The organism is Nocardiopsis sp. JB363, from assembly GCF_900143625.1.
Classification (GTDB): domain Bacteria; phylum Actinomycetota; class Actinomycetes; order Streptosporangiales; family Streptosporangiaceae; genus Nocardiopsis.
In genome coordinates this window covers 79,251-104,391 of the sequence record NZ_FRFF01000131.1, presented here as the reverse complement: position 1 = coordinate 104,391, position 25,141 = coordinate 79,251, and the positions used below count along the sequence as shown (strand labels likewise).

Annotated in this window: 20 protein-coding genes, 1 pseudogene and 1 CRISPR repeat array; of the genes and pseudogenes, 15 read left to right on the top strand and 6 right to left on the bottom strand. The window is 69.6% G+C overall.

Annotation, left to right across the window (positions count from 1 at the left end):
- Positions 1–38: 38 nt before the first annotated feature.
- Both BQ8420_RS19570 and BQ8420_RS19565 read left to right on the top strand, forming a co-directional pair.
- Positions 39–1,322 (top strand): CaiB/BaiF CoA-transferase family protein, encoded by a 1,284-nt coding sequence (locus BQ8420_RS19570; RefSeq protein WP_087100583.1) that lies wholly within the window; start codon positions 39–41, stop codon positions 1,320–1,322.
- Positions 1,322–2,140 carry a MaoC family dehydratase N-terminal domain-containing protein gene (locus BQ8420_RS19565; protein ID WP_087100582.1) on the top strand — a complete coding sequence of 273 codons (819 nt, stop codon included), beginning with the start codon at positions 1,322–1,324 and terminating at the stop codon, positions 2,138–2,140. The genes BQ8420_RS19570 and BQ8420_RS19565 overlap by 1 nt, the downstream gene beginning before the upstream one ends.
- Positions 2,141–2,370: 230 nt before the next feature.
- Here BQ8420_RS19565 and BQ8420_RS19560 read toward each other — a convergent pair whose 3' ends face one another.
- Positions 2,371–3,834: a CdaR family transcriptional regulator gene (locus BQ8420_RS19560; protein ID WP_160049371.1), complete on the bottom strand. Its 1,464-nt coding sequence runs from the start codon at positions 3,832–3,834 to the stop codon at positions 2,371–2,373.
- Between the two features lie 117 nt (positions 3,835–3,951).
- On the opposite strand from BQ8420_RS19560, the gene BQ8420_RS19555 reads away from it, so the two are divergent.
- The 9 genes from BQ8420_RS19555 (at position 3,952) to BQ8420_RS19515 (ending at position 15,498) form a co-directional block, all read left to right on the top strand.
- Positions 3,952–5,073 (top strand): DUF917 domain-containing protein, encoded by a 1,122-nt coding sequence (locus BQ8420_RS19555; RefSeq protein ID WP_087100580.1) that lies wholly within the window; start codon positions 3,952–3,954, stop codon positions 5,071–5,073.
- Positions 5,074–5,084: 11 nt separating this feature from the next.
- Positions 5,085–6,695: a hydantoinase/oxoprolinase N-terminal domain-containing protein gene (locus BQ8420_RS19550; RefSeq protein ID WP_087100637.1), complete on the top strand. Its 1,611-nt coding sequence runs from the start codon at positions 5,085–5,087 to the stop codon at positions 6,693–6,695.
- Positions 6,696–6,775: 80 nt separating this feature from the next.
- Entirely contained in the window at positions 6,776–8,365 is a 1,590-nt protein-coding gene (locus BQ8420_RS19545; protein WP_087100579.1) for an ABC transporter substrate-binding protein, read from the top strand.
- 34 nt (positions 8,366–8,399) lie between these two features.
- The gene (locus BQ8420_RS19540) at positions 8,400–9,386 is read left to right on the top strand and encodes an ABC transporter permease (protein ID WP_087100578.1); all 987 of its coding nucleotides are present in this window, start codon (positions 8,400–8,402) and stop codon (positions 9,384–9,386) included.
- Positions 9,387–9,388: 2 nt separating this feature from the next.
- Positions 9,389–11,227, top strand: a complete 1,839-nt coding sequence (locus tag BQ8420_RS19535; protein ID WP_160049369.1) for a dipeptide/oligopeptide/nickel ABC transporter permease/ATP-binding protein — start codon at positions 9,389–9,391, stop codon at positions 11,225–11,227.
- Entirely contained in the window at positions 11,224–12,009 is a 786-nt protein-coding gene (locus tag BQ8420_RS19530; RefSeq protein WP_235006373.1) for an ABC transporter ATP-binding protein, read from the top strand. Before BQ8420_RS19535 ends, BQ8420_RS19530 begins: the two co-directional genes overlap by 4 nt.
- Entirely contained in the window at positions 12,006–13,304 is a 1,299-nt protein-coding gene (locus BQ8420_RS19525; RefSeq protein WP_200815998.1) for a M20 family metallopeptidase, read from the top strand. The genes BQ8420_RS19530 and BQ8420_RS19525 overlap by 4 nt, the downstream gene beginning before the upstream one ends.
- Positions 13,301–13,981, top strand: a complete 681-nt coding sequence (locus BQ8420_RS19520) for an FMN-binding negative transcriptional regulator (protein WP_087100576.1) — start codon at positions 13,301–13,303, stop codon at positions 13,979–13,981. The genes BQ8420_RS19525 and BQ8420_RS19520 overlap by 4 nt, the downstream gene beginning before the upstream one ends.
- A 14-nt stretch (positions 13,982–13,995) precedes the next feature.
- A complete protein-coding gene (locus BQ8420_RS19515) occupies positions 13,996–15,498 on the top strand; it encodes an amidohydrolase (protein ID WP_087100575.1) in 1,503 nt (500 codons plus the stop codon).
- A 129-nt stretch (positions 15,499–15,627) separates the two neighbouring features.
- Here the strand turns inward: BQ8420_RS19515 and BQ8420_RS19510 are convergent, their stop codons facing one another.
- Positions 15,628–16,239 (bottom strand): MerR family transcriptional regulator, encoded by a 612-nt coding sequence (locus BQ8420_RS19510; RefSeq protein ID WP_087100574.1) that lies wholly within the window; start codon positions 16,237–16,239, stop codon positions 15,628–15,630.
- A 75-nt stretch (positions 16,240–16,314) separates the two neighbouring features.
- Between BQ8420_RS19510 and BQ8420_RS19505 the strand changes: the two genes are divergently transcribed.
- Positions 16,315–16,812 carry a DUF4188 domain-containing protein gene (locus tag BQ8420_RS19505; protein ID WP_087100573.1) on the top strand — a complete coding sequence of 166 codons (498 nt, stop codon included), beginning with the start codon at positions 16,315–16,317 and terminating at the stop codon, positions 16,810–16,812.
- Between the two features lie 298 nt (positions 16,813–17,110).
- On the opposite strand, the gene BQ8420_RS19500 is transcribed toward BQ8420_RS19505, so the two are convergent.
- Both BQ8420_RS19500 and BQ8420_RS19495 read right to left on the bottom strand, forming a co-directional pair.
- Positions 17,111–17,923: an SDR family oxidoreductase gene (locus BQ8420_RS19500; RefSeq protein WP_087100572.1), complete on the bottom strand. Its 813-nt coding sequence runs from the start codon at positions 17,921–17,923 to the stop codon at positions 17,111–17,113.
- 109 nt (positions 17,924–18,032) lie between these two features.
- Positions 18,033–18,503, bottom strand: coding sequence for a MarR family winged helix-turn-helix transcriptional regulator (locus tag BQ8420_RS19495; RefSeq protein WP_087100571.1), 471 nt, complete (start codon positions 18,501–18,503; stop codon positions 18,033–18,035).
- A gap of 278 nt (positions 18,504–18,781) precedes the next feature.
- A CRISPR array of direct repeats spans positions 18,782–19,969; the repeat unit is 29 nt; unit sequence CTGCTCCCCGCGCACGCGGGGATGGACCC.
- 179 nt (positions 19,970–20,148) lie between these two features.
- Here BQ8420_RS19495 and BQ8420_RS19490 point away from each other — a divergent pair.
- Positions 20,149–21,102, top strand: a pseudogene (locus BQ8420_RS19490) (STM4015 family protein); the annotation flags it as partial.
- A 105-nt stretch (positions 21,103–21,207) separates the two neighbouring features.
- On the opposite strand, the gene BQ8420_RS32380 reads toward BQ8420_RS19490, so the two are convergent.
- Together BQ8420_RS32380 and purB are read right to left on the bottom strand one after the other, a co-directional pair.
- Entirely contained in the window at positions 21,208–21,354 is a 147-nt protein-coding gene (locus tag BQ8420_RS32380; protein WP_200815997.1) for a hypothetical protein, read from the bottom strand.
- Between the two features lie 175 nt (positions 21,355–21,529).
- On the bottom strand, positions 21,530–22,960 hold the full coding sequence (gene purB, locus BQ8420_RS19485; protein WP_087100569.1) for an adenylosuccinate lyase: 1,431 nt from the start codon (positions 22,958–22,960) through the stop codon (positions 21,530–21,532).
- A gap of 133 nt (positions 22,961–23,093) precedes the next feature.
- Here purB and BQ8420_RS19480 point away from each other — a divergent pair, with 133 nt between their 5' ends.
- Entirely contained in the window at positions 23,094–24,461 is a 1,368-nt protein-coding gene (locus BQ8420_RS19480) for a sensor domain-containing protein (protein WP_087100568.1), read from the top strand.
- Positions 24,458–25,117: a response regulator transcription factor gene (locus BQ8420_RS19475; RefSeq protein WP_235006372.1), complete on the top strand. Its 660-nt coding sequence runs from the start codon at positions 24,458–24,460 to the stop codon at positions 25,115–25,117. Before BQ8420_RS19480 ends, BQ8420_RS19475 begins: the two co-directional genes overlap by 4 nt.
- Positions 25,118–25,141 lie beyond the last annotated feature (24 nt).

The window sequence follows — 25,141 nt, the reverse complement described above, 5'->3', positions numbered from 1 at the left end:
GACCCGCACACAGCCCGACGACAGGGAGTGAGATCGCTATGAACGACACGCAGGAGATCATCCGTCAGTTGGGCGGTGGAGACGGAGCGCTCGACGGGATCGTGGTGCTGGACCTGTCGCGCGTGCTGGCCGGGCCCTACGCCGCCCAGATCCTCGCCGACATGGGAGCCACGGTCATCAAGATCGAGAACCCCAATGATCCCGACGTCTCCCGCGGTTTCCCCCCGTACCTGACCGCTCCGGGAGACGTCGAGGGCGATGAGGGGGCCGAGGGCGCCGACACGGAGGAGTTCAGCGGCTACTACGGCCAGTACAACCGAGGCAAGCTCGGCCTGACCATCGACCTCTCGGGCGAGCAGGGCAAGAAGGTCCTCAAGGACCTCGTGGCCAAGGCGGACGTGCTGCTGGAGAACTTCCGGCCCGGCACCATGGAGAAGCTCGGTGTGGGCTACGAGGTGCTCAAGGAGATCAACCCGGCGCTCGTGTACACGGCCATCTCCGGCTACGGGCACACGGGTTCCCGGAGTCGCCGACCGGCCTTCGACAGTACGGCCCAGGCGGCCGGCGGCCTGTGGTCCATGAACGGATACCCCGGAACGGCCCCGGTCCGGGTGGGCACCACGATCGGAGACCTGTCGGCCGCGCTCTTCGCCGTCATCGGCACCCTGGCCGCGATCCGGCACGTCGAGCGTGGCGGGCTCGGGCAGAAGGTCGACATCGCCCAGGTGGACAGCATCATCGCCCTCACCGAGACGGCCGTGGTCGATTACACCGTCAACGGCAAGGTCGCCGAACCGGCCGGCAACGAGCACGCGTGGGTGCGCCCCTACGGACTCTTCGACTGCGCCGACGGCCAGGTGTTCTTCGCCGGGTACACGGACAAGCTGTGGCGGGTCACCTGCGAGTTGTTCGGCACCCCCGAGGCCGCCGAGGACCCGGAGATCGACACCATGCGCAAACGCTTCGACGAGGAGGTCTACGACAGGAAGGTCAAGCCGCTGATCGACTCCTGGTTCCAGGGCCGTACCCAGGCCGAATTGGAGGAACTGGCCGGAGACATCGTCCCGCTGACGGCGCTGCGCACCGTCGCCGACGTCGTCGAGGACCCCGGTACGGCCGAGCGGGACATGATCGTGGAGGCGGACTACGGAGACCTGGGTCGGCTGAGGATGTTCGGTCAGCCGATCAAGCTGAGCGAGACCCCCGCCGAAACGGAGAGGACGGCCAACCGGCTCGGTGAGCACACCGACCGGGTGCTGTCCGTCGTCGCCGGTTACTCCCCGGAGGAGATCGCCGTGCTGAAGAAGAACAGAACCGTCTGATGGGCGACGGTGAAGTGACGCGTATCCAGCGCGTGGATCTCGCTCCGGCGGAGAACTACCGGGGCACCTTCGCCCCCGGGCTCCCCGAGCTTTCCCTCGGCGATCCGCTGCCCCCGGGGTGGGAGGGGTTGTACTTCCCCTTCTCCTCCACCATGGACGGGCTCCGCCCCGATGGCACGCCGAGCGACGACGTGCTGCCCGAGATCGATCTGCCACGCAGGATGTACGCCGGTGAGGACACCGTCTTCCACCGCCCGATCCGGTTGGGCGACACCGTCGAACAGCGGGTGCGGGCCGGACGCGTCACGGAGAAGAGCGGCAGGAACGGAAAGCTCGTCTTCGCCGACATCGAGCGACGGTACTTCGTGGACGGAGAACCGGCCGTCGAGAGCACCTGGCACGACGTGTTCCTTGAGGAGGGTGCCCCACCGGCGCCACCGCGCGAGGTGGAGGAGGTGGGGGAGCGGTCCTACCGGCACACACCGGACTCCCGGCGTCTCTTCCGCTTCTCGGCGATCACCTTCAACACGCATCGCGTGCACTACGACCGGGACTGGGCCCAACGGGAAGAGGGACTGGCGGACCTGCTCGTGCACGGTCCGCTCACCCGGCTGCTGATGCTGGACGCCGCCATGGGCCACGACGGTGATGGTCGAGGCCACGAGAGGACACCCGCCCGCTACTCGTTCACCGCGACCGCCCCGCTCTTCGTGGACCGCGAGATCACGGTGGGTGTGACGGACGGGAAGGACGAGGCCCGGGTGGTGGCGGTGGACGACCACGGGCACCTCGCGGCCAAGGCCACCGTCCACTGGTAGGGGAAAGTCGAACGGCGCCTGGGACGCCCCGCCATGGGACGTCCCAGGTGCCGTCGTGTCGACTCCATTCGGGGTTCGGCCAGGAGGGCCGTCCGCTCCCGGACACGAACGAGGGCCGAGGTCGGGACCGGTGGGAAGGAGCACCCCACCCCCGGGTACACGTGCGGTTCCGCCCGGGACATCGCCTCGGCGATGTCCCGGGCCGCGCACCGACGCGGAACGAACACCCCTCAGCGTCGCTCGGCGCTCAGGAGACGGACCCGGCAGGCGAGTTCCACGGCGAAGCGGGTGTCGGGATCGTCGAGGTCCAGTTGAAGATCCTTCGTGATCTTGCGGATCCGGTAGCTGACCGCGTTGGGGTGCAGCTGGAGCTCCCGAGCGGCCTTCGCCGGAGAGTTCCGATGGCTCAGATAGGCCAGCAGTGTCCTGACCGCCGTCTCGGTCCGGTGCGGGTTCGTGGAGCCCAGCGGGTGCAGCAGGTCCTCCAGCAGCTTGCGGCTGGTGGGGGAGGCGTAGAAGTCGAGTAGGACGCGTTTGAGGCCGGTGACGTCGGTGACCTCGATATGCCCGATCCGGCCGGAGGCCACGGCCGTCTCGGCGGCGATCCTCGCCTCGGAGGCGGACTGTCGCAGACCGGACGCCCCCACCTGCGGGGCGCCCAGCCCCACGGTCGATTCCCAGCGGCCGCCGGCCAGGATCCGGGCGTGGTCGGCGATGCCCGCCGCGACCTCGCGGAGCCTGCGCTGCTGGTCGCCCCTGCCGGGGTTCTCCGAGGAGACGATCAACGCGTCATCGCGGATGAAGGCGATGTGCCAGAGCTCGTCGCGGTGCTCGAAGAGTTCGAGCGCGTGGAGTTCGAGCGCGGACTGCAAGGCGCGCGGCGGAAGTTGGCTGGTGTCCCCGGGGTCGGTGAATTCGAGCCAGGCCACCACGTGCGAGAGCTGGAGCGGGAAGCCGAGCTGATAGGCCTGATCGGCCAATGAGTCGACCCGGGAGGACTCGGCCACCACCAGTTGCGCGATGAGTTCGGCGGAGGTCTGCCGGGGAGCGAAACGGCGCTGCACCTCCCTGAGCAGCACCTTGGACACCACGGAGGCGATACCGGGCAGGGCCAGGCGCGCGGCGTCGTCCCCCGCGTAGCCGTCCTGGTCGTCGACTTCGAAGACCAGCCTGCCGCGTGGCGCCTCGCCGACGAACACGGCCGTTTCCTCCGTCCAGCCGACCTGGGGGTCCGTCCTCAGTTCGACCTTTCCGCCGAGTGCTCGTCCCGCCGCGGTGAGCACCGCCGCCACCCGGCCCTCCGGCGGTCCCTCGGCGGCCTCTCGCACCCTGTCCAGCGCGAACCGTGTCCGCGTCAGGACGTCGGAGGCCTCGCTGTTGACCATGCGGTCTATCGCCACGGCCAGATCGGAGGCCTTCTGGCCCGGGGCCCGCAGCACCGGGATCCCCCCACGTTCGGCCAGGTCCTGGGAGGTCAGGGCCGGGGACAGTTCCGCGGGGAAGACGAGCCCCGCCAGCTCCTGGGCGCTGGCCTGGCGGATCGCGATGTCGATCCGGTAGGCCGAAGGCGGCTCGGACACGTCGGCGATCACCAGGGTCCCGGCCGGAAGGGAGCCGATGGAACCGATGTCGGCGATCTCCACGCGCGAGATCCTGCGCCCCTTCCGCGGTCCCGCCACCGCTTCGATTCCCATTCTGGAGGATTGTCGAAGGATGTGCTCGATGCCGATGTGTGCCATCAGCCCAAAGTACCCAACTTTCCTGTGCCATCAGGACATTGTTTTTGAGCGGGGTCTGTCTAGGCTCCGAATATGACAAGAAACATATCCTCCGATGATGTCGCGGCCCTGGCAGCCGGGGCCGCCATCTTCGGAACCGGCGGCGGCGGGGCCGTCACCACTTCGCAGTTCGGTGTCGCGGACGCACTGAGCAAACACGGTCCCGTGCGGCTTCGCACGGTCGAGGAACTGACCGACGACGACATGGTCATCGTGATGGCCGGCATCGGGGCCCCGACGGTGGGGATCGAGATGCTCCCCTCGGCGGAACAGCCCGAGACCCTGCTGCGCGAGGCGGAGCGGGTCGCGGGCCGCAGGATCACCGCGGTGATGGCCACGGAGATCGGCGGCACCAACGGTGTGGGCCCGGTCGGCTGGGCGGCCCAGTTGGGGCTCGACGTCCTCGACGCCGACGGCATGGGACGGGCGTTCCCCGAGGCCACGATGGTGGCCATGAACGTGGCGGGCGTGCCCCGCGACACCACCGTCCTCTCGGACGTGGTCGGGAACGTGATCGTGATGCGCACCGTCGACGCCACATGGCTGGAGCGCCACGTCCGGGCCTTCTCCGTCGCCAGCGGTTCCCTGTGCCTGGGCGCCTCGCTGCTCGACGCGAAGGACGTCCCCGGAGCCGTCATCGAGGGAACGGTCAGCCGGGCCATCGAGGTCGGCCACGCCATGCTCGAAGCGGAGGAGCCGGTTCACGCGCTCGCCCGGACCCTGCGGGCCGACGTGCTGATCAACGGGAAGATCATCGACGTCTCACGCCGTACCGAAGGGGGATTCGTCCGCGGCTCGGTGACGATCTCCGGTACCGGGACCGAGCGGGACCGGTTGCTCAGGGTGGAGCTGCAGAACGAGAACCTGGTCGTGCTGGAAGACGGAGAGATCCTGGTCAGCGTGCCCGACCTGGTCACCCTGGTGGACAGCGAGACCGGCCACGCGATCTCCACCGAACTCCTGCGCTTCGGCCAGCGGGTGTCGGTGCTGGCCTGGGCCTGCGACCCCCTCTGGCGTACCGAACGCGGACTCGACATCGCCGGGCCCCGCGCCTTCGGCTACGACATCGACTACGTGCCGTTCGAAGCGGGGGCCATTTCCCGGCCCTCGACGGAGCAGAACGAAGAACCGAGCACGTCGGGAGCGAACGCGTGAAGGCCGAAATCGTGAGTACCGAACCCCGTTCCCCCGACCACGGCGACCTGTCGCTCGGAGTGGACGTCGGCGGCACCAACACCGACGCCGTCGTCCTGGACGCGTCCAACCGGGTGATCGCCCACACCAAGCAGCCGACCACGGACGACGTGACCGGCGGCATCCGCGCCGCGATCGCCGCCGTCCTGGAGACCCTGGGGGACCGACGAGGCGAGGTCGCCCGCGTCATGATGGGCACCACCCACGCGACCAACGCCATCGTGGGCCGCCGGGGGCTGGGCCGAGTGGCCGTCATCCGCCTCGGAGCACCGGCCGCCACCGGCTTCCCGCCCTTGACCGGTTGGCCCCAGGACCTGCGGGACAGTGTCCTGGCGGGCTCGGCCGTGCTGCCCGGCGGCCACATGGTGGACGGCATGCCCATCTCGCCGCTGGATCCCCGAGCCGTCAAGGACTTCCTGTCCGGTCTCGAACAACCGGTCGACGCCGTCGCCGTGTGCGGGATCTTCAGCCCGTCCTTCCCGGAACAGGAGGCGCGGGTCGGGGAGATCGTCCGCGAACACCTGGGCCAGGACACCCCGGTCTCGCTCAGCCAGGACATCGGCGCCATCGGCCTGCTCGAACGCGAGAACGCCACCGTCCTCAACGCGGCGCTCTACGGGATCGCCCGGGGGGTGGCCGACGCCCTGCTGACCGTGGTGGAGGAACAGGACCTCACCGACGCCGCCGTGTACTTCGCGCAGAACGACGGCACCCTCATGGCCCTGGACTTCGCGGCGCGCTTCCCGGTGCTGACCATCGGTTCCGGCCCGGCCAACTCCATCCGGGGGGCGGCCTTCCTCTCCGGAGCGGAGAACGCCATCGTCATCGACGTCGGCGGAACCACCAGTGACCTGGGCGTGGTCGTCGGCGGGTTCCCCCGTGAGTCGACCCTGCCCCGAGAGATCGGGGGAGTACGCACCAACTTCCGCATGCCGGACGTGCTCAGCATCGGAGTCGGCGGCGGTACCCACGTCGACACCCAGACCGGACGCGTCGGCCCGGGCTCCGTCGGCCACCGGCTGCAGACCGCCGCGCTCACCTTCGGCGGGGAGACCGCCACCCTCACGGACGCGGTCGTACACGCAGGGCACGACACGGCGATCGCCAACGAGTGGAGCCTCGACGTCCCCCAGGACGTGGGCCGCGTACTGGAGGCGGCACTGGGCCGGGCCCACGAGTGGCTCCAGGAGTCCGTGGAGCGGCTCTCGCACGGAAAGCTCGACATGCCGCTGGTGGTCGTCGGCGGCGGCGCGTTCCTGGTCCCGGCCGAACTTCCCGGAGCCGGAACCGTCCTGCGGCCCGAACACGGGGACGTGGCCAACGCGGTCGGGGCCGCCATGTCCCTGGTGGGTGGCCGGGCCCAGGAGATCGGGACCTATGAGGACCGCGACGAAGCGGTCGCCAAGGCCTCACGAGCGGCCGTCGAGCGCGCCATCGAAGCGGGCGCGGACCCGCTGAGGGTGGAGGTCGTCGACATCCTCGAAACCCCCATCTCCTACAGCGCCCAACAGACCGTTCGAGTCTCGGTCAAGGCCGCGGGGCCGTTGGCCCGACTGGGGTCCAAAAACCCGACACCGGCCTGATCTCCCGGGCGGACACCCGCTCGCACCCACCCGTCTCGTCGGAACAGCGCCTCTGGAACATTGAAGAGAAAGTACCGATTATGCGTACCAGAAAGATCATCGGAGCCACCGCGCTGCTGAGCGCCGGAACCCTCTGTCTCACCGCCTGCGGAGGGCCCGGGGGTGGTGAGGAGAACGCGGAGCTCGTCTCCGGGGGGACCTTCACCGCCGCGGTGACCGGGGAGGTGAACGACACCATCCCCATGACCGGGAGCCAGCCCCAGGAACGCCAGGTCGTCACCTACGCCTACGAGTCCATGGTCTACATCGACGAGGACGGCGAGTTCGAGCCCTGGCTGGCCGAGTCATGGCAGGAGGGCGAGGACGGGGGATCGGTCACCCTGGAGCTGAAGCCGGGCGTCACCTGTCACGACGGCACGGACTTCGACGCCGAGGTGGCCGCCGCGAACCTCGAATACCACGCGAACCCGGACAACACCTCCGTGCACACCGACTCGCTCGTTCCGGTGGGCCTGGAGGCCGAGGGCGACGGACTCTCCCTGGAGGTCACCGCCCCGGGCCCGGACCCCTTCCTCCTGAGCAAGGTCGGAACCGTGGAGATGGTGTGCGCGGCGGGGATCGAGGACCCCGACAGCCTCCAAGGGGTCTCCAACGGCACCGGTCTCTACGAGCTCACCGAGGCCCTTCCCGACCGTTTCGTCTACACCACACGGGAGGACTACGACTGGGGGCCGGGCGGGCTGACCTCGCAGACCGAGGGCATCCCCGACGGACTGGAGGTCCAGGTCATCACCGACGAGTCCACCCGGACCAACCTGTTGATCTCCGGGGAGCTCAACGCGGCACGGATCACCGGGGCCGACCGTGCCCGCGTCGAGGCCGCCGGATACGACTACACGGGGGTCGTCAACCCCATCGGTCAGATGCTCTTCAACGAGCGGGACGACCGTCCCACCCACGATCCACTGGTCCGCGAGGCGTTGGTGACCGGCATCGACCACGATGAGGCGGCCGAGGTCGTCAGCGGCGGCCACCCGGTCGAACTCGACTCCCTGATCACGGAGTCGCCCTTCCTCTGCGTCCCCGAGGACGGGCCACTCTGGGACGCCCCCGGGCACGACCCGGACCGTGCCGGTGAGCTGCTCGACGAGGCGGGCTGGGAACTCGGCGACGACGGCCTGCGCCACCGCGACGGAGAGCCCTTGGAGATCGTCTTCGTCTACGACGCCGGCAGCGAGACGCACGCCCCGGCCGCCGAACTGTTGCGCGAGTACTGGCTGGAGATCGGCGTTCAGACGGACCTGCGGGCCCTGGACGGAGCCGGGTGGTCCGAACGCCTCTACGAAACCTTCGACTGGGACACCGGCTGGATCCAGATCTCCTCCGGTAACCCCACCCTCCAGGACGCCTTCTATGGAGGCGACACACCCGACGAAGGAGGCCTGAACTTCATGGCCACCGCCGGCGACGAATACGACGAGATCGCCGAGAAGACCTTCTCCGCCTCTCCGGACGAGGCCTGCGGATACTGGGAGGACGCCGAGAAGGCGCTGGTGGAGAACTTCCACACCTTCCCCGTGGCCGGAACGTTGCTGTCCACCTTCATGAACGGCGCGGTGTTCGAGGAGACCTCCTACATCCAGGCGCCCTCCATCCGGATGACCGAGTAACGCCATGGGCACCGCACCGAGAACACATCGGCCCATGGCCCCCGTGGCCGCCATCGCGCGGTTCAACGACCGGCTCTCCCTGCGCGGATCCTTCGCGATCCGCCGGAGCGGACGCCTGGTCGCCTCACTGCTGATCGTCGTGCTGGCGAGCTTCTTCGTGGTGCACCTGGTGCCGGGGGACGCGGTACGCGCCGCCCTGGGGCCCACCGCGCCGGTGGGGCTGGTGGAGAACACCAGGGCCGACCTCGGGCTCGACAAACCCCTGCCCCAGCAGTTCACCGACTACGTGGGGGGCTTGTTCCGGGGCGACCTGGGGACCTCCATCCAGTCCCGGCAGGACGTCGCCGAGGTGATCACCTCGCGGTTCCCCACGACCCTCACCCTGGCCACGCTCGGCTTCGCGGTGGCGCTCGTGGGGGCCCTGCCCCTGGGCATGGGGGCGGCGCTCATCGCCCGTTCCACCAAGGGCGGGTCCGCCAACCCGGTCATCTCCGGTGGGCTCGGGGTGCTCATCGCCATCCCCGACTTCCTGCTCTCGGCCATCCTCATCGCCGTGTTCAGCGTCTGGTTGGCGGTCCTTCCGCCCGCGGGCTGGGGCGACCCGGGTTCCCTGGTGCTGCCGGTGCTCGGCCTGTCCCTGGGACCGATGGCGTACCTGGCCCGCATCGTCCAGGTGGAGATGATCAAGGTCCTGGACTCCACCTACATGACCACCGCGAAGGCCAAGCGACTGCCTCAGCGCATCGTCCTCTTCCGGCACGCGTTGCCGAACATCGTCACCGCGACGTTGACCGTGGGAGGCCTGCTGCTCTCCGGGCTCACCGCCGGGACCGTGATCATCGAGACGGTCTTCGCCGTCCCCGGTATGGGGACCACGCTGATCTCGGCCGTGCAGACCAAGGACTATCCGATGATCCAAGGGGTCGTGCTCGTCTTCGCCCTGATGGTCCTGGGAGTGAACCTCCTGGTGGACCTCATCCTGATCACCGTCGATCCGCGCACCTCGATCTCGGAGGGATGAGCATGAAGAGATTTGTCGGCCCGGCGGGTCTGACCGCGATCCTGGGCACCGCCGTCCTCATGGTGATCGCCTTCGCCGGCCCCGGAATCTGGGGGGAGGCCGCCACGGCGCGTTCGGTGCCCGACCGGTGGACGCCCGCCGGGGCGGAGTTCCTCTTCGGCACCGACGACCTGGGACGCGACATCTTCGCCCGGGTCATGGTGGCCACCCGGATGTCCTTGCTGCTCACACTGGGAGCCACCGCCATCGGCGTCACCGGCGGTGTGATCGTCGGCCTGACCGCGAGCATCCTGCCGAAGTACCCCAGACGAATCCTCATCTGGCTCATGGACATGCTGCTGGCCTTCCCCTGGCTGCTGCTGGTCCTGTTCTTCACCGTCATCTGGGGTGCCACGGCCACCGGGGCGATGTTCGCCATCGGCCTGGCCGGGATCCCCAACCTCACCAGGCTCGTCTACAACCTGGCCTCCTCGGTCTCCGGACAGGACTACGTGCGTGCGGCCAGGGTGGTCGGGGTGGGGCCCCTCGGGGTCCTCTTCCGGCACATCCTGCCCAACATCGCCAACCCCTTGCTGGTGCAGGTGTCCGCTTCCGCGAGCGTCACGCTTCTCTCCTTCGCCGGACTGTCCTTCCTGGGGCTGGGCGTACAGGCCCCCGCCTACGACTGGGGGCGGCTGATCAACGAGGGCATCGGGCACATCTACACCAACCCCATGGCCGCCATCGGTCCCGGCGTCGCCATCGTCTTCGCCGGACTCGTCTTCACGATGATCGCCGAGGCGCTCGCCGACCGCCCCGGGCAAGGGCTGCGCGGTGTGGCGGCGGCCGGCCGGGCGTCCTTGTTCCCACGCGGGCCGGGGAGGAAGACCCGATCCGACGCCGCCGCCGTCGCCCCGCCGGTGGGCGGGGTCGACCCGGGCGGTGATGGGACCGCGCTGGCGCAGGTCACCGACCTGAGCGTCTCCTTCCCCGACGGCGAGGGCGGATTCGTGGAACGCGTCCGTGGTGTGAACCTGTCCGTGAGACCCGGAGAGATCGTCGGCATCGTGGGCGAGTCCGGCTCCGGGAAGTCCCTGACCGCCATGGCCCTGGCCGGATTGTCGGACGACAGGGCGATCGTGAAGGCGCGCACCCGCCGCTTCGACGACATCGACCTGGGCACGCCGCTCTCACGAAAGGAGGGCAAACGCCTGGGAACGGAACTGGGCATCGTCTTCCAGGACCCGTTGACCTCGCTGAACCCTGCCCTGAGGATCGGGCGCCAACTGACCGAGGTCTCGCGGACCCACCTCGGCATGAGCCGCGAGGAGGCCCGACAGCGGGCGGAGTCGGGACTCGACGCCGTCGGTATCGCCGAACCACGTCGGCGGTTGAAGGACTACCCGCACGAGTTCTCCGGAGGTATGCGCCAACGCGCCATGATCGGCATGGCGCTCACCGCCGGCCCCCGGCTGATCATCGCGGACGAACCCACGACCGCCCTGGACGTCACCGTGCAAAAACAGGTGCTCGACGTGCTGCACCGGGCCCAGCGGGCCACCGACACCGCCATCGTCCTCATCTCCCACGACGTCGCCCTGGTCTCGGGGTTCTGTGACCGGGTGGTGGTGATGAAGGACGGTGAGGTGGTCGAGAACCTCGACGCACGACGTATTCGCGAGGAGGCGAGGCACCCCTACACCCGAGGGCTCATCGCCTGCCTTCCCGACATGCGTTCCGACCGCACCCGGCCCCTGCCGGTGATCGACGACCGATCGGGCCCGGGAGAACAGGACGCCGGGACGCCGGAGGTGGGCGCGGTGTCCGGCGCCGTCAGAGCAGGAGAGGAGAGTCCGCTGTGACGGCTCTCGCGTTGGAGAATCTGAGCATCCGATACGGAACACGGCCCGTGGTCATGGACGTGTCGTTGAGTCTGGCGCCCGGGCGCACCATCGGACTGGTGGGCGAGTCGGGCTCGGGGAAGTCATCGATCGCCAACGCCGTCGTGGGCCTGGCCCCGATCAGCGGGGGAGACATCCTGGTCGACGGGGTCAGCGCGGTCGGACGGGGCAGGCGGGCCCGGGAGGCCCGCCGCGGTGTCCAGCTGATCTTCCAGGACCCCTACTCCGCCCTCGATCCCCGGATGTCCGTCGGCGATTCGATCGCCGAGGCCACCCTGGCCACGGGGCGCAAGTGGACTCGCGCGGAGCGGCACCACCGCGTACGCGAGCTGCTCGAACGGGTGCGCGTCCATCCGGACCGCGCCGGTGACCTGCCCGGAGCGTTCTCCGGAGGGCAGCGCCAGCGCATCACCATCGCGCGGGCCCTGGCAGGGGAACCACAGGTGCTGATCGCGGACGAGGTGACCTCGGCGCTGGACGTCTCCGTGCAGGGCACCGTGTTGAACCTCCTGCGCGAACTCCAACAGGACCTGGGACTCTCGATCCTCTTCATCTCGCACAACCTGGCCGTGGTCCGCTACATGAGCGACGAGATCCACGTCATGTGCGGCGGGGTCATCGTCGAGTCCGGACCCACCGAACCACTACTGGACGGTCCCGAGGACCCTTACACCCGGCAGCTCCTCAGCGCTGTCCCGGTACTGGGCGAACGTATGACCTTCGAGGAGCACGTGACACCATGACCCATCGCCCCGCCCCGGAGAAGACCGGCGGCCCCGAACCGGCGGTGACGAGGAACCCCTTCACCCCCGCCGCCGAGACACTCCTGCCCGAGCTGCGTACGCTGCGCCGGAGTCTGCACTCCCGACCGGAGGTGGGTCTGCACCTGCCCGAGACACAAAGGGCCGTGCTCGACGCCCTGGAAGGGCTGGACCTGGAGATCGTCACCGGCACGTCCCTGAGTTCGGTCGTCGCCGTCCTGCGCGGAGGCGCCGCCGGTGACGCCGGGGGTCCGGTGGTGCTGCTGCGCGGCGACATGGACGCGCTCCCCGTCGAGGAGGCGACGGGACTGGACTTCGCCGCCACCAACGGGGCCATGCACGCCTGCGGGCACGACCTGCACGTGGCCGGGCTGGTCGGCGCGGCCGAACTGCTCCACGGACGCCGGGACGAGCTACCCGGAACGGTGATCTTCATGTTCCAGCCCGGGGAGGAGGGCTTCGGCGGCGGCAGGATCATGATCGACGAGGGAGTCCTCGACGCCGCCGGCGAACGACCGGTCGCGGCCTACGCGATCCACGTGGACGCCACGACCCCCTACGGGCGCTTCGTCACCAGGAGCGGACCGATCATGGCCGGGGTCAGCACCCTGCGCATCCGTTTCGAGGGCACCGGCGGCCACGCGGCCATGCCCCACCTGGCCGTGGACCCGGTTCCGGTCGCCGCCCAGGCGATCCTGGCGGTCCAGAGCTTCGCCGCGCGCCGTATCCCGGCCGGCGACCCGGCGGTGATCACCATCGGCCCCCTCTCCAGCGATTCGAGCGCGGGCAATGTGCTGGCCCGATCGGTGAGCATGGAGGCCAACATGCGCCACTTCTCCGAGGGGACGCTCGCGCTGCTGCGCGACGAACTCCCGGAGCTCCTTCGAGGCCTGGCCAAGGCCCACGGTTGTGCGGCCACGGTCGAGTTCGTCCCGTCCTACCCGGCCACGGTGAACGACGCCCACGAGACCGCGGAGGTCGTCACCAGGCTGTCGGAGGTCCATGGACCCGAGCGTGTGGTGACGTTGGCGGAACCGGCCATGGCCTCGGAGGACTTCTCCTACGTGCTCCAAAGGGTTCCCGGAACGCTGGTCTTCCTCGGAGCGCTGCCCGAGGGCGTGCCGCCGGAGGTGGCGGCGCCGATGCACTCGGAGGGGGCGCGGTTCGATGACGGGGTACTCGGTCTTCACGCCGCTGCCCTCGCCGACCTGGCCTGGAACGGACTCGAAAGGGCCTCGGCCCCGAGCCCGGTGAACGAGGCGGGGGCGAGCCGATGAGGGACAACCGCGACTACGCGCTCGACGACACGGACACGATCAAGGACCTCATCCGGGAGAACCCCTGGTGCACCTTCGTGTCCTCGGTACCCGACCACGGGATCGTGGCCTCGCACTACCCGGTGCTGCTGGACGAGGAGGCCGAGGGCATCGTCCTGCTCAGCCACGTGGGGCGGCCCGACGAGACCAAGCACCGGCTTGGACACCACGCGATGCTCGCCATCGTCCAGGGACCGCACGGGTACATCTCGCCGTCCTGGTACGGCTACCGCCCCAACGTCCCCACCTGGAACTTCGCCGTCGCCCACCTGCACGGAGTCCCGGAGATCCTCGGCGATGAGGAGAACCTGCGGGTGCTGGACCGCCTCGTCGCCCATTTCGAACGAGTGCTGCCGGACCCGCACCTGCTGCACGCCACCGCCGAGAACAGCGAGTACGCACACCGGATCGTCACCGGGACGGTGGGGTTCCGCCTGCGGGTGGACCGCGTCGAGGCGAAGGAGAAGATGAACCAGGACAAACCCGAGGAATCCATCAATAAGATCATCGGCCACCTGGTCGAGCCTGGGCCCTACAACAACCCGGCGTTGGCCGCCCGGATGGCACGGGTCAACGGTATGGAACATCCCCAGGGGCGGCCGGCGGGCGCACCCGAAGACGCGAGTACACGGCGATGACGAAGGGCGCGAACATGACACAAGGCGAACACAGGACGTTGGTCAACGCGTCCATCCCCGGACACGAGGGCACCTATGACATCCGGCTGAATCGCGGCGAGATCGAAGCGGTCCTCCCGGCGGCCTCCGGTGCCGGTCACGGCACGGAGACCACCGACGTGGAGGGCCGTTTCGTGATGCCCGGCATGTGGGACCACCACGTGCACTTCGCACAGTGGACGGTCCAACGGCGCCGTCTCGACCTGTCCGGAACGGCCAGCGCGGCCCAGTGCCTGGACCGTGTTCGGCGGGCGGTCGCGACGGCTCGCGCCTCACGTTCGGCGGACCCCGCGCCGATCGTCGGCTACGGGTTCCAGGACGGCACGTGGCCGGACAGCCCCTCGTTGGAGGCGTTGAACGAGGTCGCGTCCGAGATCCCCGTCGTGTTGGTCAGCAAGGACCTGCACTGCGCCTGGCTGAACACCGCCGCGGCCCGGCTGCTCACGCTGACCCCGGAGGAGCCGACCGGTCTGGTCCGGGAGGGTGAGTGGTTCGGGGCGCTGGACCGGATCCAGTCCCCGGCCGATCTGTCCACCGACGACTACCGCGAAGCCGCCCGAGCCGCGGCCCGCCGCGGCGTGGTCGGGATCGTGGAGTTCGAGAACACGGACAACCTCAGGCTCTGGCCCGAACGGGTGGCACGGGGCGTCGACTCACTGCGGGTGGAGGTGTCGGTATGGCCCCAACGGCTGGAGGACGCGATCACCCGGGGTGTGCGCACCGGGGACCCCCTCGACCCACGAGGGCTCATCACCATGGGCCCGCTCAAGGTCGTGGTCGACGGTTCCCTGAACACCCGGACCGCGTGGTGTTGGGACCCCTACCCCGGCATGGACGGCGCCCACCCCCACGCCTGCGGGATGGAGAGCGTTCCGTTGGACACCCTGCGGGAACTGATGGCCAGGGCCAAGGGAGCGGGTATCGCCGCGGCGATCCACGCCATCGGCGACCGCGCGAACACGGGGGTGTTGGACGCCTTCGAGGAGCTCGCGATGACCGGGGCCGTCGAACACGCCCAGCTGGTCCGGGAGGAGGACTTCGCTCGCTTCGGCGAGTTGGGCCTGATCGCGAGCGTGCAGCCCGAACACGCCATGGACGACAGGGACGTGGCCGAACTGCACTGGCCCGGCCGCACCGCGCGCGCCTTCGCCATCGCGTCGTTGCAGCGTGCGGGCGCGACGCTCCGATTGGGGTCCGACGCTCCCGTTTCTCCGCTGGACCCTTGGATCGCGATCTCCGCGGCCGTCTCGCGCAGCCGCGAGGGCCGCGAGCCGTGGCATCCGGAGCAGCGGATCGGCGTCGAGTCGGCTCTGGCCGCGAGCACCAGGGGACGGACCGGCGTCGTGGCGGGCGAACCCGCGGACCTGGTGGTGGTGGAGCGGGATCCCCTGTCGTGCTCCACGGAGGAATTGCGGACGATGCCGGTGGCCGCGACCCTGCTGGGGGGCGGGTTCACCTGGTCGACGTTGACGCACTGAGGGGCGCGGGTTCTGACCCAGGTCGGCTCCGGGTTCGAACCTCATGGGCCCTACGCGGCGCGACCCTCGCGGCGTAGGGCCTCCCGGGCCGTTCCGGCGCGGCACCGGGCCTCCGGGCCGCCGGGTCGGTCAGGTGTCGGAGGGGAAGCGCTCGACGGCGGCGAACTGTTCGGCCATGCGGCGCAGCGCGAGCAGGAGCGGTTCGGCCAGGGCCGTGCCCAGTACCACGTACCGGACCGCCTCCTCGGGGGTGTCGACCGGAACGCCGGCGATCTCGGCCCTCGCGATGGTCCGCACGCCCTCCAGGTAGGCGGTCATGACGTCCGGGGGGATCTCGAAGCCGGCCCTGTTCAGGGAATCGAGCGCTCGTGCGACATCCGCGAGGCGCTCGGGTTCGCAGGCCCCGGGGCGGAAGCCGAGACGTTCGGCGAGTAGTCGGGCATCGGCGAGCGGGATCCCATCGTCCCCCCGCGGAGCGACCGCCGCGTGCGCGGCGCCGAGCAGGTCGGCCACCTCGTGCGGTGGCTCGTCGAGGGTGGCGAGCACCTTGCGTACGCCGGCCACGCTCACCCCGGCGTCGACCAACGCCCGGATCACCCTGAGTCGACGGATGTGCGAGTCCCCGTAGCGGGCCTGGGTCGCCGATGTCCGCACGCCCTGGGGCAGCAGCCCTTCCCGCAGGTAGTACTTGATCGTGGGGACGGGCACGCCGGCCTCGGCGGACAACTCTGCCATGCGCATGCTGAAACCTCCTTGCCTTGGATAGTCGCACAAGCTAATTTAGATAGTGAAGCTATCCAATAATCGGAGGGAATCATGGCGAAGATCGTGTCGGGTCGCGTGACCCATCGACATGACGGGGAGCTGGTGGTCTTCCACATCGGCATGACGCTCAACCGGTGGTGGCGTCCCGACCTGTGGTTCCCGGTCCTGCGAGTCATGCGGCCGATGCTGGCCGAGCTCTCCGAGGACCCGGATTCGGGCCTGCTCGGCTACGAGCTGCTGTTCAACGGCAAGGGACCGTACGCCGTGCAGTACTGGTCCTCGATCGACAGGCTCTACGACTACGCCTCCGCGGGTTCGCTGAGCCACCGCCCGGCGTGGACGAGGTTCAACGCGATGGCGAGGAAGCACCCCGACGCCGTCGGGATCTGGCACGAGACCTTTATCGTCGAACGGGCCGAGAGTATGTACGTCGGAGCGCCGGCCATGGGATTGCCCGGGGCGACGACGATCCTGCCGGTGGAGAAGCGACACCACCGTGCCCGCGCGCGCCTGGCCGACGGTGCCCTCACCCTGCCCGAGGACGGATAGAGGGGCCGGGGCGCGTGTGGGGAAACATGGGTGGGCCCACCGGTGCGGCCGGCGCAGACGGGTACGCCCCCGTCAGGCCGGCCGCACCACGTGAGGAAGGCGCGTCATGGTCTCGGCCCCGCTGATCCGAGCCCGGCCCCTCTCTCGGGTCGACCGTCGAAACCACCGGGCCGGCCCGAGGGAAGCACCCGCCTTCTCGGCTCAGGGCCTCTCCCCACGAGAGGTTCCCTCACGACCATCCGTCGACGAGGCACACCGTTTTTCGAGGTCGGTCGTGGTGGTCCTTCCCGGAGATGACCTAGACGAGGTCGACGACCTCGTGCAGGTGCAGCCGCCGGTTGAACGCACCGGCCACCCGCACGGCGACGGTGCGCGGCAGCAGACGTGAAGCCCAGGTCATGGCCCTGAAGACGCTCCGGCCCGGGTAGGACACCGCGCGCCGCCGGGCGTAGTCGTCGAGGATGCCGGCCGCGACGGAGACCGGTGCGTCGGCGGTCGGGGGGATCGTCATGGAGGTGCCGTCGAAGAAACCGGTCGCGATCGCGCCGGGATGCGCGGCCATGACGTGGACACCGGTACCGCGCAGTTCCTCGGCCAGCGACTCGCTGAAGGAGAGCACGAACGCCTTGCTCGCGGCGTAACCGGCCTGGTAGGGCATGGGTTGGAAGGCCGCGGTGGAGGACACGTTGATGATGCCGCCGGAGCCGTGGGCGACCAGTTCGGCCCCGATCGCGTGAGTGAGGGTGAGCAGGCCGCCGATGTTGACGTCGACGGAACGCAGTTGCGGTTCGAGCGGGCGGTCCAGGAACGGGCCCGCACTGCCGATACCGGCGTTGTTGACCAGCAGGTCCACGCTCAGGCCGCGTTGGTGCAGCTCTCGTAGGACCTGTTTCGGTCCCTCCGGTGCGGCGAGGTCGGCGACGATCACCTCGGTTTCGGCTCCGCCGTGCTGTTCGCTGATCTGCGCGGCGAGTTCCCGCAGCCGATCCGCCGAGCGGGCCAGCAGTACCGGTCGAGCACCCCTCCGGGCCAGCTCCAGCGCGAGCTCTCGCCCCAGCCCCTTCGACGCGCCGGTGACGAGTGCGGTGATGCCGCGATAGCCGTCTCGCACGGAATCCTCCAGTGGTTCGAGTGTCGAAGCACTGACGCTAGCATGATGCTTCGATACTCGAAATACTTTTCGGGTGTGGATATGGCGGCACCGACTCGCGGGGAGTGGGTCACCGGGTGCTGTCGACCGTGGTCAGGGGATCGTCCTCGGCAGGAGAGGCCTTGGCGCGTGTGAGGGCGCCCTCCAGGATGGACGACACCGCTGTTCGCTCCTCGGTGGTCAGATGCCGCAAGGGGGAGGTGGCGAGCGCGACGTCCATCAGGGTCGCGCGTGTGCGCGCACCCTTCTCGGTGAGCACGGCCGCGCGTTGGCGCCGGTCCTTTGTGGCCCGCACGCGCTCGACCATGCCGCGGGCGACGAGTTGGTCGATGAGGAAGGTGAGGTTGGGGGCGTTGCAGTAGAGCCGACCCGCCAGAGCCTTCATGGTCGGCGGTTCCTGTTTCGGGTCGATCTCCAGCAGGAGCGAGGCCGTCGAGGAGGTGATTTCCAGGTCCGCGAAGGTGGCGGCCATGCGGTCACTGGTCAGCAGGAACAGCTCGTGGTTGGCCCGCACCGCACGTGCGAGGAGTCCGTCGTCCATGGCCGGAATTCTAGCGTTCGGTTTGAGCCTCGAAATAAACCATGCGATGCTTCGAGTTTTGAACTAAAATTCCGGAAGGCTCGTGGATGCCTGGATCCCTTTGCCTCGCTATCGTTGAGCGGGTGTAGGAGGTGTTTCCTTTGGTCGATCGCTGGCCGCAGGGGCACTTGCTTGAGTGGCTCGCTTGTGAGTTTTGTCCGGAAAGTGGATCAATGTCCAACTCTCAACTAGTTGCAGATTCGAGCCTGTTCTCCGGGTGAAGCTGCAGGTCAGCGAGACTGCTCCCCGCGCACGCGGGGATGGACCCTCCACCAAGCTGAGCACCGCGAGGAACGGGTCCTGCTCCCCGCGCACGCGGGGATGGACCCATCTGGTGCATGCCCTGAGCCGAACTGTTGGCCTGCTCCCCGCGCACGCGGGGATGGACCCACCGGCCCCGGGGCCACGGTCGGGGCCCAAATCTGCTCCCCGCGCACGCGGGGATGGACCCGGCGGAGGTGGCGCGGCCGCCATCATCGCCGCCTGCTCCCCGCGCACGCGGGGATGGACCCCCGACGTCCGCCGGGGCCAGACCCTGACCGACCTGCTCCCCGCGCACGCGGGGATGGACCCGCGCCACCGGGCAGGCGGATGGCTCCCACCAGCTGCTCCCCGCGCACGCGGGGATGGACCCGAGACCGGCAAGCGCAAGGTGCCCGACGGTGCCTGCTCCCCGCGCACGCGGGGATGGACCCAGTGAAGCCAACCGGGCCCGCGCTGCCCGCGGCTGCTCCCCGCGCACGCGGGGATGGACCCCCATGAACAACGAACAGAAAAGGAACCTCATGCTGCTCCCCGCGCACGCGGGGATGGACCCAGCTCCTCGAACCGGCAGGCAAGGAGGAGCATCTGCTCCCCGCGCACGCGGGGATGGACCCGCGACGGTGCCCCCGTTCGGGTCGGCGACCCCCTGCTCCCCGCGCACGCGGGGATGGACCCCACGCACCAGCGGGCACCCACCGGGCCCCGGCCTGCTCCCCGCGCACGCGGGGATGGACCCCCGGCTTCTGACCCCGCGATGATCGAGATGACCTGCTCCCCGCGCACGCGGGGATGGACCCCATGAGGCGGCGGTGTGCCTCATGATGCGCGGCTGCTCCCCGCGCACGCGGGGATGGACCCGGCCCCTACCGTCCAGGTAGGGGCCGTTCACCCTGCTCCCCGCGCACGCGGGGATGGACCCAAGGACCCCCGCACCCGCTTCCCCGACTACCACTGCTCCCCGCGCACGCGGGGATGGACCCTCGGACGGTGAGGCCGAGAGCTTGCCGATGCACTGCTCCCCGCGCACGCGGGGATGGACCACCCCCCGCCCCCGCAGCAAGAAGCGCCGCGCGCTGCTCCCCGCGCACGCGGGGATGGACCCCTGCCCGACCTGGAAAAGCACCTGCACCACCTCTGCTCCCCGCGCACGCGGGGATGGGGCCGTGTCCGCGTCGGGCAAACCAACGGGCCTGACGCCAAGAGGTTCCGATGCCTTCGTGGTGTCCGGTTCCGGGGGAGCGCCACCTGAACGTCGGTGCTCGAATCGTGCGTTTTCCGGGTTTCGTCACCTCGCGGTGCTAAACATGGCCCACACCTTGAACATCTGCACCAGGAGTGGCCCATGTTCTTCGAACACCTCACCGAGTTCGGCGGCCTGCCGGTATTCGACTACGCGTCCGCGCAGGAGCTTTCGGCCTCGACCCCCCGGTACGAACGTGACCACGTGGACACCGAAACGCAGAACGCGGCCCTTCGTACCCCCGAGGCCTACGCGTGGCGGTTCCAGGTCGAGTCCTTCGAACCCGAGGAGGAGTTCGCCGACCACTTCGGTTCCTTCGTGACCGCGGCGGACACCACCGCGGTGAAGGCCATCGTGATCGGAGCCGCGGGCGATTCCGAGTTGGACGAACCCGGCGCCCCCGCCCGTGACGCGCTCCTGGAGCACGCGGACCGGTTCCCCGGGCTCAGGGCACTGTTCATCGGCGACCTCATCTCCGAGGAGGCCGAACTCTCCTGGATCCATCAGCCGGACCTGGCCCCGGTCCTGGCCGCCTACCCGAACCTGACCGAGTTCGCCGTGCGCGGCACCGGCGACCCCTACCTCAACCCGGGCAGCCATCTGGGGTTGGACATCGGACGCCACGACGCGCTGCGCACCCTCACCGTGCAGACCGGTGGCCTGCCCGCGCGCGTCGCCCGCGGCATCGACGGCTCCGACCTGCCCGAGCTGGAGCACCTGGAACTGTGGCTGGGGGTCGGACAATATCGGGGCGACACCTACCCGCGAGACCTGGCCCGCATCCTGTCGGGCGAGGCGTTCCCGCGCCTGCTCCACCTGGGGCTTCGCAACGCCGAGGACACCGACCTGTGGGTGCGCGCCTTGGCGGAGGCTCCCGTGGTGGGCCGGTTGCGTTCCCTGGACCTGTCGATGGGCACGCTCACCGACGAGGGCGCCGAAGTGCTGATCGGCGCCCCGATCTTCCGTGATCTGGCCCGGTTGGACCTGAGCCACCACTACATGTCCGAGGACATGGAGCGGCGGGTCCGCGAGGTCTTCGCGGAGGCCGATGTCGACCTGAGCGCGGAGGAACGGCAGGTTGAGGAGGGCGATTGGCGTTTCCCGTCCGCCACCGAATGAGACGGGGTTCGGACCGAGTGCGGACGTGCCACTTCTGGAGGCTCAGTCGCCGGTGGGACCCTTGGTGGCGCGGTCCTCACGGCGACGCAGCGCCATGTCGGACAGGGCGGCGAGCCCGAAGGCGATGATCATGGCGGCGAGCACGCCCAGAACCAGGACGGCGGTCCCGAAGGAGGTCGGGTCGATCATGGGGGTCTCCTAGCGAGGGGTGGTCCGACACCCTCAACCGTAATAGGTGTTAACTTTCAAACCCACTGTTAGCGCGAGTGAAAAGCGCCATATCCCGAAGACACGAACGCCCGATCCCACGAAAGAGGGGCCCGAGGCACAAGGCCTCGGACCCCCTCTCGACATCGAGCGGCGACTACAGGATCGACCCCGGCGCGTACGCGGTGGCCTCGGGGTGCTCGGCCAATACGGCGTCCACTCGCGCCACCACGTCGGCGACCTGGTCGGCGGCGGCGCCGGTGAACGTGATCCGGTCGGCCAGCAGGGTGTCCAGGGCGGCCCGGTCCAACGGGAAGCGTTCGTCCTCGGCCAGCCGGTCCAGCAGCCGGTTGCCCACACCCTCCTGACGCATCGCCAACGCGGAACCCACCGCGTGCTCCTTGATGAGCTCGTGGGCGCTCTCGCGCCCCACACCGGCGCGCACCGCCGCCATCAGCATCTTGGTGGTGGCCAGGAACGGCAGGTAGCGGTCCAGCTCCGCGGAGATCACCGCGGGGAAGGCGCCGAACTCGTCCAGCACCGTCAGCATGGTCTCCACCAGCCCGTCGAAGGCGAAGAACGCGTCCGGCAGCGCCACCCGGCGCACCACCGAGCACGACACGTCGCCCTCGTTCCACTGATCGCCGGCCAGCTCACCGGTCATGGACGCGTACCCGCGCAGGATCACGGTCAGCCCGTTGACCCGCTCGCACGAACGCGTGTTCATCTTGTGCGGCATCGCCGACGAGCCGACCTGGCCCTCGGCGAAGCCCTCGGTGACCAGCTCGTGTCCGGCCATCAAACGGATGGTCTTGGCCAGCGAGGAGGGTCCGGCGGCCAACTGCACCAGCGCGGTCAGCACCTCGAAGTCCAAGGAGCGCGGGTACACCTGGCCCACGCTGGTGAACCGCCGCTCGAACCCCAGGTGGGCGGCCACCTCGTTCTCCAGGGAGGTCAGCGCCTCGCGGTCGCCGCCGAGCAGGTCCAACATGTCCTGGGCGGTCCCGACCGGGCCCTTGATCCCGCGCAGCGGGTAGCGGGCGATGAGCTCCTCCAACCGCCCGTACGCCACCAACACCTCGTCGGTGATCGAGGCGAATCGCTTGCCGAGCGTGGTCGCCTGCGCGGCCACGTTGTGCGAACGGCCGGCCATGACGGTCTCGCCGTACTCCGCGGAGAGCCGCCCCAACCTGGACAGCAACGCGACCACGCGGCCGCGCACCAGCAGCAGGCTGTCGCGCACCTGCAACTGCTCGACGTTCTCGGTCAGGTCGCGCGAGGTCATGCCCTTGTGCACGTGCTCGTGGCCGGCGAGGGCGTTGAACTCCTCGATCCGGGCCTTGACGTCGTGCCGGGTGACGCGCTCACGCTCGGCGATGGAGGCCAGGTCGACCTGTTCCAGGACCTTCTCGTAGTCCTCGACCACACCGGCCGGCACGTCCACGCCCAGGCGCGCCTGGGCGCGCAGCACGGCCAGCCACAGCCGCCGTTCGGCGACCACCTTGTACTCGGGGGACCACAGCCGGGTCAGCTCCGCCGAAGCGTAGCGGGCGGCCAGGACATCGGGGATGACGGGTTTCGCGCTCACGTCGGCCCATCCTACCGGTCTGAACTGCTACGCCGTCGGCCGGGCCGGACCACGACGGTAGGGCCGTCCCTACCGCGAATCGACGGGTCCGGCGGATGTTCCCGGGCCCGCTCCGCGGCCTAGCGTTGGCATCATGAGCTCCCGAAGCGTCCCCGACGCCCGAACCACCACTCTGCCCCGGGCCCTGGCCGGCCCGCGCTACCTGATCAGCGGCTGGGCCTGGCGGGTCCTGGCCTACACCCTGACGACCATCGTGGTCGGCGGGGTCCTCGCGATGGTCTCGATGCCGCTGTATTCACCGCTGCTCGTGGGCCTGGCCACGATCATCAAGGGGAAGACCTTCGTTTCGGTGACGCTCCTGCTCATCGGACTGGTGATGGTGCTGTGCTTCGGCCCGCTCATCGCCATCCCGCTCGGAGCGCTGGAACGGCGCCGGCTCCGGCTGGTCCTGCCCGGCCCGGCGGGCAGCGGACACCGTGATCCGCCCGCGGGCCTGTGGGGATGGGTCCGCACCCGCTACACCGAGGCCGCGACCTGGCGCGAGGTGGCCTACGCGGCGGTGATGCTCGTCCTGTTCGTCGTCACCCTGTCCCTGGTCGGGTTCCTGCTGGCCACCATGATCGTCCTCGCGGCGGGTCCACTCATCCTCACCGTCCCGGGGGAGGCGCCGCTGAGCATGGGCCCGTTCCAGCTCTACACCAGCCAGGAGGCCCTGCCCTTCGCCCTGGTCTCACCCCTGTTGGCGGTCCCACTGCTGTACGGCTGCGGCCTGCTGTCCTACGGACACGGGGTCGTCGCCCGGGCCCTGCTGGTCGGCCCGCCCAAGGAGGAACTCTACGCCGAACTGGGCCAGGTCACCGAGTCCCGCGCCCGTCTGGTCAACGCCTTCGAGTACGAACGCCGCCGCATCGAACGCGACCTGCACGATGGCGCGCAGCAACGGCTCGTGGCGCTCAGCATGGACCTGGGCATGGCCCGCGTGGACCTGGACGAGGACTCACCCGCCGATCAGCGGGTGGTGGCCGCCCAGGCCAAGGCCGACGAACTCATCGACGAGATCCGCGAACTGGTGCGCGGCATCCACCCACGCGTGCTCACCGACCGCGGCCTGCCCTCCGCCCTGGCCGAACTCGCCGATCACTGTCCGGTTCCGGTCACCGTCAACGCCGATCTGCCACGACGCCAACCCCCGCACGTGGAGGGCACCGCCTACTTCGTGGTGGCCGAAGCCCTCACCAACGCCTACAAGCACACCGAGGCCAACGCCGTCACCGTCCACGCCGACCTGCGGGAAGAGCCTCGCGGGGACGTGCTCACGGTGGAGGTCACCGACTACGGACCCGGTGGCGCCGACCCCTCGCGCGGCAGCGGCCTGACCGGCATGGCCGACAGGGTCGCCGTCATGGGCGGCACAATGGACCTGTCCAGCCCCGTAGGAGGGCCGACACGGATCCGAGTGGAGCTGCCTTGTACGACCGACCAACCGGAGACCCAGAGGTGACCCAGGTACCGACCGTGCTCGCCGAGGACGGCGTGCTGCTGCGCGAGGGCCTGGTGGGGGTGCTCGAACGCTTCGGCTTCCCCGTGGTGGCCGCCGTCGGCGACGCCGAGGAACTGATCGCGGCCGTCGACGAACACCGACCCGGGCTGGTCGTCACCGACATCCGCATGCCCCCCGACTTCACCGACGAGGGGCTGCGCGCCGCGGTGCGACTGCGCCGCACCCACCCGGGCCTGGCCGTGGTGGCGCTCAGCCAGTACGTGGAGCTGAGCTACGCCACCGAACTGTTGGACTCGGGTGAGGGGGAGGGGGTCGGCTACCTGCTCAAGCAGCGGGTGGGCGACGTTCGCGAGTTCGCTTCGGTGCTGCGCAACGTGGTCGAGGGCGCCACCTTCGTCGATCCCGAGGTGGTGCGCCAGCTGCTGCGCCGCAGCGCCGACCCGCTGCAGCGGCTGACCGCCCGCGAACGCGAGGTGATCGAGCTGATGGCGGAGGGGCACTCCAACGGGGCCATCGCGCGCAAGCTCGTGGTCAGCGACGCCGCCGTGGGCAAACACGTGGGCAACATCCTGGCCAAGCTGGACCTGCCACCCGACGACGGGGTGCACCGTCGGGTCCAGGCGGTCCTGGCGTTCCTGCGCGCCCAGGTCGGCTGAACCCGAACCGGGGACCCGGCCGTC